We start from the raw sequence: 17,191 nt of genomic DNA, 5'->3' as shown, positions 1-17,191 counted from the left end.
ACGGGGACAGAGCTTATGAGTAGAAGTACAAAGCGTTCTATTTACATTTTAATATTTGGAAACTTTCTTGTTTGCTTGGCAATCGGATTAGTTATTCCAGTTACACCATTTATTAAAAACACCTATGGATATACAACCACACAAATGGGACTCATGAGTTCCTTATTTGCTTTTGCTCAATTTATTGCATCACCAATTGTGGGACGTATTTCGGATAAAATTGGTCGTAAACCCGTGATGGTGACCGGTTTAGCCTTATTCATGGTTTCTGAAATTATTTTTGCTTTAGCTAATCATTTATTCTGGTTCGACGTATCTCGAATTATCGGTGGACTTTCGGCGGCTATGTTTGTTCCAACCTCAATGGCCATGGCAGCTGACCTAACGAATTCATTGCAACGTGCAAAAGTAATTGGCTGGATTTCAGCTGCGTTTAGTGGGGGATTGATCTTGGGTCCTGGAATTGGTGGAATGTTGGCAAGTATTACTTATAAAACACCATTTTGGGTAGCAGCTTCTTTAGGACTAGCAAGTACAATTTTTACATTAATTTTCTTACCTAATGTGGTTCCTAAGAAAGATGATGAAGAAGAGTATGCTAGTCACAAGAAAGCAAAGATTAGCTCTATTCTGACATTCCCGATGGTTATCTTATTCTTTATGATTTTAGTTTCAGCATTCGGACTACAAGGATTTGAAAGCATTTATAGTATTTATGTAAATCAAGTATTCAAATTTACATTAAATACGATTGCCTTGGTCTTGACATTAAATGGAATAATCTCATTATTCTTACAGGTTATCTTATTTGATCGACTGGTAAGAAAAATTGGTGAGGTGAATTTGATTGCTGTTTGCTTCCTGTTATCCGCTCTTTGTGTAGGATGGATTACGATAGCACAAACTCAAATTGAGGTCATTGTTGCGACCTTAGTTATCTTCTCAGCTTTTGACTTATTAAGACCCGCAATAACCACGCTCTTAACCAAGTTTGGTAAGACTAATCAGGGATTAATCAATGGATTAAATATGTCGTTGACCAGTGTTGGTAATGTTATTGGGCCAATCATGTCAGGTATGTTAATGGATATGAATACACATTATCCATACCAGATAGCTGCGATTATCCTATTAATATCATTCTTGATTACACTTTTTGTCAGAAAAGTTATTCACACAGAGGAATTGGCAAATTAAAAAAGACACCTTTCGGTGTCTTTTTATTCTTCTTTGACGGCAAAATCTCCAAATTCAGCTTTGACTGATTTTGCTAAATCACGAGGATTAATAATGATTGAATGACCAATTTTTCCGGCAGAAACAGTAATTGTTTGTTGTTTTAGAGCTGTATTATCAATATAAATTGGGTAATTGTGAAGAGATCTAATTCCAACTGGCGAATTGGCACCATGCTCAAAACCACTAGTTTTAACTAAGTCTTTCAACGGAACCATTCCAATTTTTTTATTTCCCGATAGTTTGGCTAATTTCTTATAGCTAAGGTGCATATCTAACGGTACGACACCAACTACTGGACCAGTTTTATTGCCAATTGTAACTAGAGTTTTATAAATGTTGTGACGGTCTTTTTCATCTTCATTATCAAGTTCAAACGTTACTGACTCGTATTTAATATTTTGTTTGTCGAGAATTTTCTCAACTAAAGTTTTTTGAATTTTATTCTTTGACATAGTCCACCTTTTTCTAAGAGTAATGATAGCAAAAATATTTCTATTTTTAAAATTGAAGATTCTATGAATTTTAAATAATCAACATTGAATTATGCAGATCATCATGTAAAATATATATTACGAGAAACATAATATTGTAGTATTGGAGATGATTACATGTCTAAGCACCTCGATTCAGATATTACAAATGAAGTTATTGATTTCACCAATCGCTTCATGTTTTATGATTTGATTTTCAATGAATACATTGAATTAGCAACGAAAGTCCACGAAGGTAAGAACTTCGTAGTTGATAACTTGCACTTACTAAGTCGTAGTTATCGCAAGAATGTCCAACTTTTTGCCAATGAATCAATTGAAATGGTAAAGGGAATGGAAGAAACTGTTGATACTAGTTTAACAACTAGAATCAATCAACGGTTGAATCATTACATCAAGGCGTTAAATAAGGTTTTCACCTTTATGGATTTAGAAGAAAATGATTATCATGACCAGGTGAAAGTTGCCAACGATTTAAGGGCCGCCAAAAAAGATCTTTATTTATCGTTACAAACAGCATTTTAGATTTAATTTTAGAAAGACGGTATTCCGTCTTTTTTTATTTTGAAAACTTTAGTAATCTATTGTATATGAGGTATTGCCATGAAGTGGACAAAGTTAACAATTAAGGTTGCTAAAAATGATTTTCTGGAAGTCGCCAGTACAGTTCTGATTAATAATCAGGCCCAAGGTGTTGAAATAGATGATACGAAGAATTTAACAGTTTCAAGTTATTTCTCACCAGAAATAGTTACCGAAGAATATATAAAAACAATTCATTCAGAAATGCTTGATTATCGTCTGTCAGGTGTAAATATCAGCGCCGATGATTTTATTATCACACAAGAACTAATTGATGATGAGTCTTGGAAGAACGAATGGAAGAAATACTATCATCCGACAAGAATTAGTCGTTATCTAGTTATTCTACCTAAGTGGGAAAGTGATTACATACCAAAGAAGGACGAAAATGTTATTTTAATGGATCCCGGTGAGTCTTTTGGAACTGGAACTCATCCAACGACATTCTCATGTCTACAGGCCTTAGAAATGGTGATTAATGATCAAGAAAGCATGTTTGATGTTGGAACTGGATCGGGCATTCTCTCGATTGCTGCTCGTAAAATGGGGATTAAGAGAATCAAAGCATACGATAATGATCAGATTGCTGTTGATGCCTCAATTGACAATTTGCAATTAAATGATGATTGTCGTGATATCGAAGTTAAGAAAAATTCATTATTAAGTGGAATTACCGAAAAAGTTGATATAATAGTAGCTAATATTCTAACTGAGATTTTATTGGATTTTATTCCAGTAATGTCAAAGAATCTTAATCCCAACGGAACGGTCGTTCTTTCGGGTATCTTGAATGAACAAGAAGAATTGATTACCAATGAGTTAGGTAAAATTGGATTTTCAGTAATTAGCATCATTAAAAAAGATAGTTGGTCTACTTTTATTACCAAAAAAACAGAAAGTGATGAAGTCTAATGCAGCAATATTTCGTTGAAGAAGTAATTGATAGTAATGCTTCAATCTTTATTCTTCATGATTCTCAATTACGACATCATTTAATCAAAGTCTTGCGGATGCATGAGAATGAACAATGTTTGCTTGTTGATCAAGCAGCCAATACTTTTTTAGCTACATTAAAGTCAACTGATGAAGAAATAACTTTTGAAATTTCTTTGAAAGAAGATGTTATTGATGTTGAATTTCCAGTTGAATCGGTGATTGCTTGTTCACTTTCAAAAAAAGATAAATTAGAATGGATTGCGCAAAAAAGTACCGAATTAGGTGCAAAGAGAATTTTGTTTTTTAATTCCAAGTATTCAGTAAAAAAATGGGATTCAAAAATAGCTACTAAGAAGATTAGTAGGATCCAAGAAATAGTCAAAAATGCGGCACAACAATCTCATCGACAAATGATTCCTCAAGTTGAATACTTGGAATCGCTGCCAGAGCTTATTAAAAAAACTGCTGATTATTCAGTGAAGTTAGTTGCTTATGAAGAAGTCGCTAAAGCTGGTCAACCAAGTAACTTAGCTAGTGCAATTAATCAAGTTGCAACTAATCAGAAAGTTGTTTGTTTATTTGGACCAGAGGGTGGATTTGATAAGTTTGAAATTGAATTATTAAATGAAAACGGCTTTCTAAGTGTTGGTTTAGGACCTAGAATTTTGAGAGCTGAAACAGCACCACTATATTTTCTTAGTACACTTTCGTACAAATTTGATTTAATGTAGGAGCATAGATTTGAAAGATAAAATTGTTGAAATAAGTAAAAAACCAGCCTTCAAGTTGTTATTATTATCAATTTGCTGGATTATGATTATAATTCCTTTATTAAGTACTTTTCATTTATTAAACAAAACCTTTCGAGTAAGTTTGGTATTCTTAGTAATTAATAATCTGCTAGCAATGTACATTGGACGTTACATTAAGTTGCATAATTTAAATTCATATCTAATGTTTATTTTTCCAGCTGTCTTTATGATTCAAGTAATTGCTCGATATGGTAGATATGGTTATCTATACGGTATTATTTATTTGTTAGTATCATTTTTGGCATATATTATGACAAAAAAATAGAAAAGAGGTGAGAGTATGGCTCAAGAAAAAATATATAGTCCGGAAGAAGTGTTAGATCTTTGTCGGAAATATATGAATCAAGAACATGTTGATTTTGTTAATAAGGCTTATGAAGCTGCTAAATATGTTCACAATGATCAAAAGAGAAATTCCGGTGAGCCATACATTGTTCATCCAACTCAAGTTGCTGCAATTTTAGCTGAATTGATGATGGATCCCGATACCGTAGCTGCCGGGTATTTACATGATGTTGTTGAAGATACTAAATTGACTTTAGGCGATATTCACGAACTCTTCGGTGAAGATGTCGCTACGATTGTTGACGGGGTAACCAAACTTTCTAAATTCAAATATAAATCACATCAAGAATTACTAGCTGAAAATCATCGTAAGATGCTCTTAGCCATGTCTAAAGACTTACGGGTAATTATGGTTAAGTTAGCCGATAGATTGCATAATATGCGCACTTTGAAGCATCTACGTCCGGATAAACAACGCCGAATTGCTAACGAAACCCTGGAAATCTATGCACCACTAGCCGATCGTTTAGGTATCAGCAAAATTAAGTGGGAACTAGAAGATTTGTCGCTTCATTATTTGAATCCTCAGCAATATTACCGAATTGTTCATTTGATGAAGTCCAAACGTGAACAAAGAATCAGTGACATTGAAGAAGCGATTACTGAAATAAAAAAATCTTTAGTTGATTTAGATATTAGATACGATATCTACGGACGTCCAAAACATATTTATTCAATCTATAAAAAAATGCACGACAAACATAAGCAGTTTTCGGAACTGTATGACTTGTCGGCTATTCGAATTATCGTCGATTCCGTTAAAGATTGTTATGCTGTTTTAGGTGAGATTCATACCAAATGGAAACCAATGCCGGGACGATTCAAAGATTATATTGCTATGCCCAAAGCTAACGGCTATCAATCATTGCACACGACTGTTATTGGACCAAGTGGTAAGCCCTTGGAAGTACAGATAAGAACCGAACAAATGCACGAAGTTGCTGAATACGGTATTGCTGCTCATTGGGCTTATAAAGAAGGGATGACTAACGGAATTGATCTTGATAAAGACGATCAAAAGATTGATGTCTTTCGTGAAATTCTTGAAATTCAAAACGAATCGCAAGACGCAACCGACTTTATGAATAACGTTAAGGGTGATATCTTTAGTGATCGCGTTTATGTATTTACACCTGAAGGTGAAGTATTGGAATTGCCAAAAGGATCAATCACTTTAGATTTTGCCTTTCAAGTTCATACCGAAGTAGGAAGTCACTCCGTTGGTGCAAAGGTGAACGGCAAAATTGTCCCACTTAACTACCAACTAAAAAATGGTGATATTGTCGAAATGATGACTTCATCTACTGCCAAACCTAATCGTGATTGGCTCAATCTGGTTCATACTTCAAAAGCTAAGAACAAAATTCGAAGAGCCATTAAGGACCAAGAAAAATCAGAAAATGAACAACTCGGTCGCGAAATGGTGGAAAAACTTCTTGAAGAACGTGGATTTGTTCCTAAAAACATTCTCGTTAAAGAAAATGTTGCTAAAGTCGTTAAGAAATACGATTTCAAAGACGAAAGAGAACTCTTTAGTGCGGTTGGCTACGGTAAGCCTTCAACAGAAAGTGTTGTCAATAAGTTAACTTTTGATGAAGTCGCTGCACAAAAAGCCCATGAAAAAAGTGAATTAGAGACCAAAATTCTTAATGGGGGAATCGAGAATAATAATGTCGATTCGGTTCACAGCAAAATTTCTAAAGATGATGAGGCTGTTAACGTTGACGATTCAGAAAACCTCTTAATTAGATTGGCAAAATGCTGTAATCCAATTCCTGGTGATGGAATTGTAGGCTACATCACCAAAGGTCGTGGAGTGACCATTCATCGTGACGACTGTCCTAATATTTTAGATCCCGAAGCACAAAAGCGTTTGATAGATGTTAGTTGGAATGATGTTGCTAAAGACAATCGCTATGTTTCTGAGATTGAAGTATATGGCTACAATCGCAATGGTTTGTTAAATGATGTTCTTCAAATCTTGAATTCCAATACTAATACTTTAAATAATGTTTCTGGGAAAATTGATAATGATAAAACAGCACATATCAGTGTTAGTATCGGAGTTAAAACTCTCGAACATTTAAATGGAATTTTGGATAAATTACGTAGTATTCAAGATGTTTACGAAGTTAAAAGAAAGATGTAAAACCATGAAATTAGTAATCCAAAGAGTCACATCAGCTCAAGTAAACGTTGATAATGAAACTGTCGGTTCAATTAGCCAAGGGCTTTGTGTTTTTGTCGGAATTAAAGAGGGCGACTCTTTAATGACAGTAAAGAAAATGGCAAAAAAAGTTGCTAAGTTAAGAATTTTTAGTGACACTGAGGGAAAGATGAATCTCTCGGTTAATGACGTTGATGGCGAAATTTTGTCGGTATCACAGTTCACTTTGTACGGCGCTACTAAAAAAGGGAATCGTCCTAGTTTCATTGAGGCCGCTGCTCCTGAAGTGGCTAATGATTTATATGAGGCGTTTAATTCGCAACTTAGAAGTGAAGGCTTAACAGTTGCTACTGGTAAATTCCAAACCGACATGAAGGTTTCAATTGAAAATGATGGGCCGGTAACAATCGTTATGGAGATGACAGAGTGATTTTTAAAAAAGCAAGATTAGTAAAAAAATATATTATATTTTCTGTGTAAAATAAAAAGAACTTCATTCATTTGAAGTTCTTTTTTATTTGAAATAATTTATCAGTCCGTTGTAGATTCCATCGACAACTTTAGCACGATATTTTTTAGAACGAATTTGTTTTAAATCGTCACTTGAATTAATGTATCCCAGTTCCAAAAGAACAGAAGGGCGATCATTTTCTCTCAAGACATAGTAGTCACCAAAGTCAGTTCCACGATTTTCTAATGGCAAATCTTTTAGTGATGAACTAATGCTTGTTGCCAGTTTGTTATCTCTTTCTTTGTCGTAGTAATAAGTTGTTAAACCAGAAGCACTATTTTTGGAGTCGCTAGAGTCAAAGTGAATACTGATGAAAGCATCTGCTTTCTTTTTATTTGACATACGAGCTCTTGGACCTAAAGCAACATTTTTATTTGAGTTACGAGTAAGAATTACGTTGGCACCTGCTTGTTCGAGCTTGGTCTTTAAGGCATTAATAAACTTAGTAGTATAAGTTGATTCATGATATTTGCCGTTACTTGATTCAGCACCGACATCTTTTCCACCATGACCAGGGTCAAGGACAATTGTTGAACCGGCAAGTCGAGTTGCCTTTATCTTAACTGGAGTGGTTCGATCAGAGATGGTAACCAGCCAACTAGCAACCCAACCGGTCGTGCCGCCTTTAGTTTTAACTTTATACCAATCTCCTTGTTGACTTAAGAAGGTCATTTTCTCATCAGCAGGAAGAATAGTTAGAACATCACCAGATGTACTAGCAGTTCCACGCAACTTAGTATCGCCAGAAATAGTTGTGACAACTTTGATATTATCTTCTTTAAGTTTGTGACCGGTGTTATTTCTCGAATTAGGATTTGTATTGTGATGCTTATTCAGTGCTTCAGCTTGTTTACCAGTGGTTTTAACATTGGCATTCAAAACCCAACCAACACTTTGTCCATAGATTATTTGATTCCAGCCTTCTTCTTGGTAAACAATGTTTACTTTTTTACCCGACTGAAGTTGCCCTAAAACTTTACTGGTATCGTCATCAGTGGCATAAACATTAGCGCCACTTTCGGTAATGATTCCATAGTGATTGGTATTGGAGGAGATTTCATTATCTTTAATTAACCAGCTGGCAACCCAACCAACTTTGTCGCCTGAAAGTCGGACCTGCCACCAAGATTTCTTCTTGTCAACTACAGTAAGTTTGTCGCCTTTTTTTGCCTTAGCAAAAGAATTATAGGAGAGACCAGGGCCAACTCGAATATTAACAACTTCTGATTTAACAGTAACAGTTGAGAGTTTTGCCAAAGAGACAGTTGTAGTGGCTGAAATAATTAACAAAACCGCTATTAATAAGAAGACCCCATATTTAGCTAAGAAGATTAATATCGGGTGAGTATTTTTTTTCATTTTGAATACCACCTAAAGAGTTATACATATAAGATTATAATATATTTGTATTAACTTGTATTGCTCAATTCAAAATTAATTATTAGCTCCATCAATACTTGACAAATAAAGGAAAAATAAGTAGTTTATTACCATAAGGTCGATGAAGGAAAAAGATATATCAGATTAATTAGAGAGATAACGGTCGCTGCAAGTTATCATTGATAGAAAAGACATTCCTGAGATCAATCGTTTGGCAGGCGTTAACTGTAGCACACACTAAGGTGGTACCGTGTAGATATTTATACACCCTTATTCTATATCAGAATAGGGGTGTTTTTTGTTGGAGGAAAAAAATGCGTTATCAAAAACCAAAAGGAACCGCAGATATTTTGCCAGAGGAATCATTAATTTGGCAATTCATTGAAAAGACAGCTCAAGAAGTCTTTTCAACTTACCGTTTTTCAGAAATCAGAACCCCAATTTTTGAACAATACGAGTTATTTCAAAGAAGCTCTGGTGAGACTTCAGATATTGTCTCAAAAGAAATGTATGATTTCGTTGATAAAGGCGATCGTAAGATGGCGTTACGTCCAGAAGGGACAGCGGGAGTAGTTAGGGCTTACGTTGAAAATAAATTATTTGCTCCTGAGTACGTCAAACCTTACAAAGTTTGGTACAAAGGTCCGATGTTTAGATATGAACGACCTCAATCAGGGAGACAACGACAATTTCATCAAATAGGTGTGGAGGCTTTTGGTTCGAATAGTCCGGAGCTAGATGCTGATGTAATTGCTATGGCGATTAACTTTTTGGCAAAATTTGAAATTACTAATTACAAATTAGCTATTAACTCTCTTGGCGATAAACAAACCAGAGAAGCATATCATCAAGCTCTAGTTGATTACCTTACACCTTTTGAAGACAGCTTAAGCGATGATTCAAAAAGAAGATTACACGAGAATCCACTACGTATTCTTGACAGTAAAGATCCTGATGATCAAAAAATCGTTGCCGGTGCTCCGTCCATACTTGATTACTTAACTGATGATTCTAAGGAACATTTTGATCGAGTTATTAAGTCTCTAGATGACTTGAATATCAACTATGAAATAGATTCAAATATGGTTCGTGGTTTAGATTATTATAACCACACAATATTTGAAGTTATGGTTAGTGATCCAGCATTTGGTAATAAGGAAACAACAGTTATTGCCGGTGGAAGATATAACGGATTAGTTGAAGAACTAGGCGGACCCGAAACTCCAGGATTTGGTTTTGGGATGGGAATTGAACGTCTGATTCTGCTAATTAATCAACAAATTAAAGAAGAAATTGCTGATGACGGTCTAGATGTATTTGTAACAACAATAGGACAATCAGCAAGTGAGAAGTCACTAGTGATTCTTAATCAACTACGTCAAGCTGGATTAAAGGCCGACCGTGACTACTTGGATAAGAAAGTTAAAGGTCAATTCAAAATGGCTGACAACCTACAAGCTAAATTCGTCGTAACAATCGGCGAAGATGAATTAGTGAATCAACAAGTTCAACTAAAGAATATGGCAACTGGCGAGCAAATGCATGTTTCATTTGATGAGTTAGTAAGCAAAGTTCTGGAATTAAAAAGAGGGTAATAAAAATGGAAATGAGAACTGATTATTGTGGTAATATCACCACAACTTATGTAGACCAAAATGTGACCTTGGTTGGCTGGGTCCAGAAAAGAAGAAGCCTTGGAAATCTGATTTTTGTTAGCTTGCGAGATAAAAAAGGTATCGTGCAAGTTGTTTTCAGTAGTGAATTCGGTGAAGAAGCTTTGAAAGTGGCTAATGACATGCGCTCAGAATACGTCATTCAAGTTGAAGGAAAAGTTGTCAAAAGACAAGAAAATGCCATCAATTCAGATATGAAAACTGGCGAAGTTGAAGTTGAAGCTAGTAAGGTAACTATTCTTAACAAATCAAAAGTTCCTCCATTTGAAATTAAAGATGACATTGAAGTTTCTGAAGAAACAAAACTAAAATACCGTTATTTAGACTTACGTCGTCCTAGTATGGCTCATGGAATCGAGGTTCGTTCAAAAGTTAAACAATCGGTTAATCAATATCTATACGACAATGAATTTGTGGATATCGAAACACCTAATCTAACTAAGTCAACACCAGAAGGTGCTAGAGATTATTTAGTACCTTCAAGAGTTTACCCAGGTTCATTTTATGCATTGCCACAATCCCCACAATTGTTTAAGCAATTGTTAATGGTAGGTGGTTTTGACCGTTACTTCCAAATTGCACATTGCTTTAGGGATGAAGATTTACGTGGTGATCGTCAACCAGAATTTACACAAATTGATATTGAAACTAGTTTTATGACAGCAGATGAAATCCAAGAAATGACTGAAGGATTAATTAAGAAGGTTATGAAGGATGTCTTAAATGTTGAAGTAAAAACTCCATTTCCTAAGTTAACTTGGGATGAATCCATGGCTCGTTACGGAACTGATAAACCAGATGTTCGTTTTGGTATGGAACTTCAAGATTTATCTGATTTGTTCAAGGATAGTGAGTTCAAAGTCTTTAGTGGTGCTATCGCAAATGATGGCCAAGTGAAGGCAATTGTTGTCAAAAATGCGGCAGATAAGTATTCAAGAAAAGATATTGAAAACCAACAAGAATATATCAAACGTTACCATGCTAAAGGACTTGCTTGGTTAAAAGTTACTGATGGACAATTAACAGGACCTGTTTCTAAATTCATTACTGAACAAAGTGATGAATTGATGACAACTCTTGAATTAACTGACAATGACTTAGTATTATTTGTGGCCGATTCTAAAAAAGTAGTGGCTGATTCACTTGGATATTTACGTAATCACTTTGCTAAAGATTTACATCTTTATAATGAGAATGATTTCGCCTATACCTGGGTGGTTAACTGGCCACTATTTGAATATGACGAAGGGCTAGAAAGATTTGTTTCTGCTCATCATCCATTCACCATGCCTAATGTAGAAGATGTTCATTTCTTAGATGAGGACCCAACAAAAGCGTATGCACAAAGTTATGATATTGTTTTGAACGGCTTTGAACTGGGTGGTGGCTCAATTCGTATTCATGATCGTGAAGTTCAAGAAAAAATGCTTAAGGCATTAGGATTTAGTAAAGAAAGTGCTCAAGAACAATTCGGCTTCCTACTAGATTCACTCGACTACGGATGTCCTCCACTAGGTGGAATTGCTTTGGGATTAGATAGATTCGTTATGTTACTAACTCAAAAAGACAATATTCGTGATGTCATTGCCTTTCCTAAGAACTCCAACGCTACTGAACCAATGACAGAAGCACCAGCACCAGTCGATGAGAAACAATTATCGGAACTTGGTATTAAAACACAAAAATAAGCTAAATTTAGTGACACTTCCTTTTGCATATGTATACTATTAGTAAATGCAATAAAGGAAGTGCTTTTATATGGCAAAAAATAAAGAAGAATTGAAGAAAAAACTCACTGAAGAGCAATATGATGTAACGCAAAATTCTGCTACAGAAATGCCTTTTTCAGGTGAATATGATGATTTTTATCAAGAAGGAATCTACGTTGACATTGTAGATGGTACACCGCTATTCAGTTCAAAAGATAAATATGATGCGGGTTGTGGTTGGCCATCATTTTCTAAGCCAATTGAAAAATTAGTTGAAAAAGAAGACAACTCTTTAGCAAGGCAAAGAACCGAAGTACGTAGTAAAAATGCCGATTCACATTTAGGACATGTTTTTGAAGATGGACCAGAAGCAGAAGGTGGATTAAGATATTGCATTAATTCAGCGGCTTTGAAATTCATTCCAGTTGATAAATTGGATGAAAACAATTTAGGTGAATATAAGCGTTTATTTTCATAAAAAAATCGTTTGGTATTTTTGATTTATGTTAAGATGTTTTTATTAAAAGAAATCATCCGAGGTACGAGGTTCTAATGGAAGAAATTGATCGAATAATGCGCCGGCATCAAACTGTTTCAAAGTTATCGGTAGCAGTGATATACGCAATTTGTGTTTCAATTGCGGTTAACTTGTTTTGGAATGCTGGACATACCTACGGTTCAGGAATAACAGGTTTTGCTCAAATATCAACGACTTTTTCTGAAAAATTCTTACCATTCACTTTACCAACATCGGTAATGATTTTTGTATTGAATGCGCCTTTGTTCATTATTTCATATCGAAAAATTGGAAAGAAGTTTACCTTTTTCACCGCGGTAGCAGTTATTGCTTCATCAATCATGTTGGCTTCTATCAAGCCAATTGTTATCACTCATGATCCATTAATCTGCGCAATTTTTGGTGCAGCGATTAATGGATTTGGAACTGGGTTTGCCTTGAAGAATGGTCTTTCAACTGGTGGATTAGACATCATTGGAATCATTTTGATGCAAAAAACCGGTAAGAGTGTTGGAACTATCAATATTTACTTTAATATTGCCATTGTTATGGCAGCCGGACTTTTATACGGTTGGCCAAATGCTTTGTACTCAGCTGTTGGTATCTTTGTTAACGGTCGTGTAATTGACATGATTTATACGAAGAATCAAAAACTTCAAGTGATGATTGTTACCTCTGAACCGGATGCAGTTATTGACGAAATTCAAAATACCATGCGTCGTGGTATTACGGTGTTGCACGGTGCAGAAGGGGCTTATCGTCATGAGGACAAAACCATTTTATTTACCGTAATTGCCCGTTATGAAATGGAATTACTTAAGGCTTCAATGAAAAAGTCTGATCCCTATGCTTTTGTAAGTATTACAGATTCGGTGAAAATTCTTGGTAATTTTTATCAATCAACGATTTATTAGTGAGGAGAAATTATGCTTAAAATTGGTTCACACGTTGGAATGAAATCACCTGACATGCTCGCTGGTTCCGCTAAAGAAGCACATAGTTACGATGCTAATGCGATGATGATTTTTACTGGAGCGCCTCAAAATACTAAACGTAAAGATGTTTCAGAAATGAATATTCCGGAAGGTGAGAAACTAATCTCTGAATATGGGATAAATGATGTGATTGGTCATGCTCCATATATTGTCAACTTAGGTAACACAACCAAACCAGAGAGTTTTGGGTTTGGTGTGGACTTTATGGCTCAAGAAATTAAACGTTGCGATGCCTTGGGGATACAAGCTCTTAGTTTTCATCCTGGAGCCCATGTAGGGGCTGGCCCTGAAGCCGCGCTAAATCAAATTGCCAAAGGCTTGAATGAAGTTTTAACTGCAGACCAAAATGTGAAAATTGCGATTGAAACTATGGCTGGCAAAGGAACAGAAGTTGGAATTACTTTTGAGCAACTAGCAACAATTCTTGACCAAATTAAGTTAACTGATAAAGTTGCTATCACTTTTGACACCTGTCATACCAGTGATGCTGGTTACAATATCAAAGATGATTTCGATGGAGTCTTGAATGAATTTGATCATATTATCGGAATTGACAGAATTGCATCAATTCATTTGAATGATTCAAAAAATCCGCAAGGTTCTCACAAAGATCGCCACGAAAATATTGGTTTTGGTGAAATTGGCTTTGAAACACTAAACTATGTTGCGCATCATCCTCAATTAGAAGAGGTTCCTAAGATTATGGAAACTCCATATGTAAAAAAAGATGATCAGGACAAAGTTGGTGTAGCACCTTATAAAGCAGAAATTGCGATGATTAGAGCTCAGAAATTCGATCCAGACATGAAAGAAAAATTGCTAAAAAAATAAGCTACTAAATTAGTAGCTTATTTTTTTGCACTGAAATGTCCTAAGTTAAGTTTTTCCATGATAATCGAAGCAGTCTCTTCAATCGAACGATCAGCAGTATTGATAACTAGACAGCCAAGTTTATCATAAAGTTTTTCGGAGTAGTCTAGTTCTTCTTTGAGCTCCGATTCGTCTGAATAGACAGTATCAGGATTGAGTCCATAAGCAATCATTCTTTGACGACGAATTTTCTTTAAGACATTCAAATCTGTGGTTAAGCCAACGATTCGTTTTGGATCAACGTCCCAGAGTTCTTCAGGTATTTGGGCCTTAGGAACTAAGGGGAGATTAGCAACTTTGATATTGCTATTGGCAAGAAATAATGAAAGTGGAGTCTTAGAAGTTCTTGAAACACCTAATAGAACCACGTCAGCTTCTTTAAATCCAGCCGGATGTTGGCCATCATCATTTAATAGCGCAAATTCAACAGCAGAAATCATGTCGAAGTAGCCACTATCTAACTGGTGAACGGCACCAATTTTATGACTAGGGGACAACTTAGTATTCTTTTCAATTACTGACAAAATAGGACTCATGATGTCATAAGCACAAATGCCATTGGTGTTACAAAAATCAACTACATATTGAGCATCTTTTGGAGAAACAATTGTAAAAAATAGAATTGCGTTATCTTTGTTCTCATTTACTTTATTCAAAACAGCGGCTACTTTATCAGAATTATTAATGAAAGGGTAGCGTTGATAGTTAACCTCTAGGTCATCAAATTCTGATAGTGCAGCTTTTGCAACATTAAATGCGGTGTCTCCTGCAGAGTCGGAAACAATGTAAACATCTCTTTTTGTTTTCATCTAATTCACCTCATAATCAAATTTTAACATTTTATTATTGTTAATATAAAAAAACTTTTGACGTGAGAACTCTTTTTGGTATAATGTTTTAGGTAAGCGTGAGACGGTTACTAATGCTATAAGTCGAAAGGAGTGATATCATGGCAAAGACTGTTGTTCGCGAGAACGAATCGCTAGATGACGCTCTTAGACGCTTTAAGCGTTCTGTTTCTAAAGCAGGTACACTTCAAGAGTTCCGTAAAAGAGAGTATTACGAAAAACCAAGTGTTAAACGTAAATTAAAATCTGAAGCTGCACGTAAACGCAACAAGAAAAAACGTCGTGGCTAGTATAAAAAACTAAAGCTGATGCTTTAGTTTTTTTGTTTGTCTAAAACTAGTTAAATGGTCTATTTATAAGTGGTGATTGACACAGTACAATAATACTTATAAAATTAATAAGTAAAGTATATATACTATATTAGAGAGTTCGGGGAAGAACCTATGAAAAGAAGAAGTTCTATTTTACTTATTACTGTTACAGTTTTAGGGCTTATAGCGCCATCAGTTAGCACTTTTGCTATCGATGAATCAGCTTCTACAAGTAATACTGAAACAAACGATTCGAAAGTAGTTTCTGATGATCAAACAACTTCAGATGTTGATTCAAAAGAAAAGACTGTAACATCTGAAAAGAAAACAAAGGATGTTGTTACACCTAAGGTCACTGCGACTGGTCAAGTAACGGTTAACACTCCTCAAGAGTTGACTGATGCTGTCTCGCAAGCAACTACTGATACGACAATTTCCTTGTCAGCAAGTTTTCCAACTACGATTACTGCTACTAATTTTGTCACGATTAACACTGCAGGTATCAATATAACCATTGATGGTGGAAACAAACAAATCAATATGGCTAACCCCAATAATAAGGGTGCCTTTATTGAATTAACTAACAATACTAATAGTTCATTCACATTGAAGAACTTTAATTTTGTAAACGGCGACACTAGTTTACTCAATAGTACAGCTCTTAGAGTGCTTTCAAACCAAGGAACAATTAATGTTGATAACTCTAGCTTCAAAGATCTTACTATGGGAAATGGCGATGGTGGAGCTCTATATATTGCAGGTAATACAAACATTACTAATTGTTCATTCACAAACAATAATATTACCGGTGTAGGACATGCCGGTGGTGCTATTGGTAGTCGCAATTACAATGGTAATTTAACCGTTTCAAATTCTAGTTTTACTGGAAATGAAACAATCTTTAAGGGTGCACCAGGACAGGGTGGCGCATTATTTATTGCCGAACCAACTGCTAATTCAACATTTAACTTTAAAAATAACTACTTTGCTAACAACCAAGCTTCGGTTGATGTTCCTGATGGTGCCGGAGCCAAAATGGCTGACGGTGGAGCCGTTACTTTATTTAATGTAGTAAGTGGTAACCAAGTCAATTTTACCGGCAATACGTTTAGTAAAAATGTTGCCGGTGATGATGGTGGAGCACTATTGATTCAAACTAATTCCACAATAACTGACGGTATTTCATTTAATAATAATACCTTTGTTGATAATCGCGCATATGGTAAAAGCCTTTCAACTAATAACGGAGGAGCTATCCAAATTTATGCCAATGGCGCTAGATCTGATAGTAGAACTTCATTAATTAATTACACTAACAATACTTTTGTCGGTAATGTTGCTAGTTACTATGGTGGTGCTGTTGGAAGTCACGGCTATTGGCTAAACAAATCTGCTGGAGCTTACAAGGGCAATTTATTTGTTAATAACACTTCAAAAATGGCAACCAAGAACAATATCGCTGACATGGCTGGAGTTACCGGTTCTGGTGATTTAGGAAACAACATCGGTTATGATAATGGAACGGCTAACACAGTCGATCCTGTGACTGTCTTTGGACAATTCGCACCTGCATTAGTTCCTAACTATTCAGGAATTAAAGCTGGAACATCAAAAGATGCGCAAGTAATTCCAACAATTCCTGTTGTACCAGCTAAAGATGCTGACAACAAGATTACTGGTGTTTTAACTTCAGTTAGTGACCACAGATCATTTGGTAGAGCATTACCATCAGATATTGGTGCTACAGAAAACAAATGGGTTAAATATGACAGTAATGGTGGTACTTTTGAATTAGGAGCAGATTT

Annotated in this window: 16 protein-coding genes and 1 pseudogene; 14 read left to right on the top strand and 3 right to left on the bottom strand. The window is 35.4% G+C overall.

The window, feature by feature from the left end:
- The first annotated feature begins 15 nt into the window (after positions 1 to 15).
- Complete coding sequence (locus tag Q2T76_RS05335; protein WP_302084499.1) at positions 16 to 1,197, top strand: MFS transporter; 1,182 nt, start codon at positions 16 to 18, stop codon at positions 1,195 to 1,197.
- A gap of 23 nt (positions 1,198 to 1,220) precedes the next feature.
- Here the strand turns inward: Q2T76_RS05335 and Q2T76_RS05330 are convergent, their stop codons facing one another.
- Positions 1,221 to 1,691 carry an aminoacyl-tRNA deacylase gene (locus Q2T76_RS05330; protein ID WP_302084498.1) on the bottom strand — a complete coding sequence of 157 codons (471 nt, stop codon included), beginning with the start codon at positions 1,689 to 1,691 and terminating at the stop codon, positions 1,221 to 1,223.
- A gap of 156 nt (positions 1,692 to 1,847) precedes the next feature.
- On the opposite strand from Q2T76_RS05330, the gene Q2T76_RS05325 reads away from it, so the two are divergent.
- The 6 genes from Q2T76_RS05325 (at position 1,848) to dtd (ending at position 7,002) form a co-directional block, all read left to right on the top strand.
- Complete coding sequence (locus tag Q2T76_RS05325; protein ID WP_302084497.1) at positions 1,848 to 2,255, top strand: hypothetical protein; 408 nt, start codon at positions 1,848 to 1,850, stop codon at positions 2,253 to 2,255.
- 78 nt (positions 2,256 to 2,333) lie between these two features.
- Positions 2,334 to 3,224, top strand: a complete 891-nt coding sequence (gene prmA / locus Q2T76_RS05320; RefSeq protein ID WP_302084496.1) for a 50S ribosomal protein L11 methyltransferase — start codon at positions 2,334 to 2,336, stop codon at positions 3,222 to 3,224.
- Complete coding sequence (locus tag Q2T76_RS05315; protein ID WP_302084495.1) at positions 3,224 to 3,979, top strand: 16S rRNA (uracil(1498)-N(3))-methyltransferase; 756 nt, start codon at positions 3,224 to 3,226, stop codon at positions 3,977 to 3,979. The genes prmA and Q2T76_RS05315 overlap by 1 nt, the downstream gene beginning before the upstream one ends.
- Before the next feature lie 10 nt (positions 3,980 to 3,989).
- Positions 3,990 to 4,325: a hypothetical protein gene (locus Q2T76_RS05310; RefSeq protein ID WP_302084494.1), complete on the top strand. Its 336-nt coding sequence runs from the start codon at positions 3,990 to 3,992 to the stop codon at positions 4,323 to 4,325.
- A gap of 15 nt (positions 4,326 to 4,340) precedes the next feature.
- Positions 4,341 to 6,554, top strand: a complete 2,214-nt coding sequence (locus Q2T76_RS05305) for a bifunctional (p)ppGpp synthetase/guanosine-3',5'-bis(diphosphate) 3'-pyrophosphohydrolase (protein WP_302084493.1) — start codon at positions 4,341 to 4,343, stop codon at positions 6,552 to 6,554.
- Positions 6,555 to 6,558: 4 nt separating this feature from the next.
- Positions 6,559 to 7,002 (top strand): D-aminoacyl-tRNA deacylase, encoded by a 444-nt coding sequence (dtd, locus tag Q2T76_RS05300; RefSeq protein ID WP_302084492.1) that lies wholly within the window; start codon positions 6,559 to 6,561, stop codon positions 7,000 to 7,002.
- 84 nt (positions 7,003 to 7,086) lie between these two features.
- On the opposite strand, the gene Q2T76_RS05295 is transcribed toward dtd, so the two are convergent.
- The gene (locus tag Q2T76_RS05295) at positions 7,087 to 8,442 is read right to left on the bottom strand and encodes an N-acetylmuramoyl-L-alanine amidase (protein ID WP_302084491.1); all 1,356 of its coding nucleotides are present in this window, start codon (positions 8,440 to 8,442) and stop codon (positions 7,087 to 7,089) included.
- 335 nt (positions 8,443 to 8,777) lie between these two features.
- On the opposite strand from Q2T76_RS05295, the gene hisS reads away from it, so the two are divergent.
- From hisS to Q2T76_RS05270, 5 genes are all read left to right on the top strand, one after another.
- Entirely contained in the window at positions 8,778 to 10,058 is a 1,281-nt protein-coding gene (hisS, locus tag Q2T76_RS05290; protein WP_302084490.1) for a histidine--tRNA ligase, read from the top strand.
- 5 nt (positions 10,059 to 10,063) lie between these two features.
- Positions 10,064 to 11,824, top strand: coding sequence for an aspartate--tRNA ligase (gene aspS, locus Q2T76_RS05285; RefSeq protein WP_302084489.1), 1,761 nt, complete (start codon positions 10,064 to 10,066; stop codon positions 11,822 to 11,824).
- A gap of 70 nt (positions 11,825 to 11,894) precedes the next feature.
- Positions 11,895 to 12,323, top strand: a complete 429-nt coding sequence (gene msrB, locus Q2T76_RS05280; RefSeq protein WP_302084488.1) for a peptide-methionine (R)-S-oxide reductase MsrB — start codon at positions 11,895 to 11,897, stop codon at positions 12,321 to 12,323.
- Between the two features lie 74 nt (positions 12,324 to 12,397).
- A complete protein-coding gene (locus Q2T76_RS05275; RefSeq protein ID WP_302084487.1) occupies positions 12,398 to 13,276 on the top strand; it encodes a YitT family protein in 879 nt (292 codons plus the stop codon).
- A gap of 12 nt (positions 13,277 to 13,288) precedes the next feature.
- On the top strand, positions 13,289 to 14,188 hold the full coding sequence (locus Q2T76_RS05270; RefSeq protein ID WP_302084486.1) for a deoxyribonuclease IV: 900 nt from the start codon (positions 13,289 to 13,291) through the stop codon (positions 14,186 to 14,188).
- A gap of 17 nt (positions 14,189 to 14,205) precedes the next feature.
- Here Q2T76_RS05270 and Q2T76_RS05265 read toward each other — a convergent pair whose 3' ends face one another.
- Positions 14,206 to 15,036 carry a pyruvate, water dikinase regulatory protein gene (locus Q2T76_RS05265; RefSeq protein WP_302084485.1) on the bottom strand — a complete coding sequence of 277 codons (831 nt, stop codon included), beginning with the start codon at positions 15,034 to 15,036 and terminating at the stop codon, positions 14,206 to 14,208.
- A gap of 140 nt (positions 15,037 to 15,176) precedes the next feature.
- Here Q2T76_RS05265 and rpsU point away from each other — a divergent pair, with 140 nt between their 5' ends.
- Positions 15,177 to 15,365: a 30S ribosomal protein S21 gene (gene rpsU, locus Q2T76_RS05260; RefSeq protein ID WP_302084484.1), complete on the top strand. Its 189-nt coding sequence runs from the start codon at positions 15,177 to 15,179 to the stop codon at positions 15,363 to 15,365.
- 153 nt (positions 15,366 to 15,518) lie between these two features.
- Positions 15,519 to 17,191: pseudogene (locus Q2T76_RS05255) on the top strand (hypothetical protein); the annotation flags it as partial.

This window comes from Lactobacillus sp. YT155, assembly GCF_030504545.1.
In the GTDB taxonomy this organism is placed as follows: Bacteria; Bacillota; Bacilli; order Lactobacillales; family Lactobacillaceae; genus BQUT01.
Note: the sequence above shows the minus strand (reverse complement) of the source record. Positions and strands in the feature narration are given on the sequence as shown.

Coding starts and splice junctions, on each gene's coding strand:
- Q2T76_RS05335 (WP_302084499.1), top strand. CDS start 16: ATGAGTAGAAGTACAAAGCGTTCTATTTACATTTTAATATTTGGAAAC.
- Q2T76_RS05330 (WP_302084498.1), bottom strand. CDS start 1,691: ATGTCAAAGAATAAAATTCAAAAAACTTTAGTTGAGAAAATTCTCGAC.
- Q2T76_RS05325 (WP_302084497.1), top strand. CDS start 1,848: ATGTCTAAGCACCTCGATTCAGATATTACAAATGAAGTTATTGATTTC.
- prmA (WP_302084496.1), top strand. CDS start 2,334: ATGAAGTGGACAAAGTTAACAATTAAGGTTGCTAAAAATGATTTTCTG.
- Q2T76_RS05315 (WP_302084495.1), top strand. CDS start 3,224: ATGCAGCAATATTTCGTTGAAGAAGTAATTGATAGTAATGCTTCAATC.
- Q2T76_RS05305 (WP_302084493.1), top strand. CDS start 4,341: ATGGCTCAAGAAAAAATATATAGTCCGGAAGAAGTGTTAGATCTTTGT.
- dtd (WP_302084492.1), top strand. CDS start 6,559: ATGAAATTAGTAATCCAAAGAGTCACATCAGCTCAAGTAAACGTTGAT.
- Q2T76_RS05295 (WP_302084491.1), bottom strand. CDS start 8,442: ATGAAAAAAAATACTCACCCGATATTAATCTTCTTAGCTAAATATGGG.
- hisS (WP_302084490.1), top strand. CDS start 8,778: ATGCGTTATCAAAAACCAAAAGGAACCGCAGATATTTTGCCAGAGGAA.
- aspS (WP_302084489.1), top strand. CDS start 10,064: ATGGAAATGAGAACTGATTATTGTGGTAATATCACCACAACTTATGTA.
- msrB (WP_302084488.1), top strand. CDS start 11,895: ATGGCAAAAAATAAAGAAGAATTGAAGAAAAAACTCACTGAAGAGCAA.
- Q2T76_RS05275 (WP_302084487.1), top strand. CDS start 12,398: ATGGAAGAAATTGATCGAATAATGCGCCGGCATCAAACTGTTTCAAAG.
- Q2T76_RS05270 (WP_302084486.1), top strand. CDS start 13,289: ATGCTTAAAATTGGTTCACACGTTGGAATGAAATCACCTGACATGCTC.
- Q2T76_RS05265 (WP_302084485.1), bottom strand. CDS start 15,036: ATGAAAACAAAAAGAGATGTTTACATTGTTTCCGACTCTGCAGGAGAC.
- rpsU (WP_302084484.1), top strand. CDS start 15,177: ATGGCAAAGACTGTTGTTCGCGAGAACGAATCGCTAGATGACGCTCTT.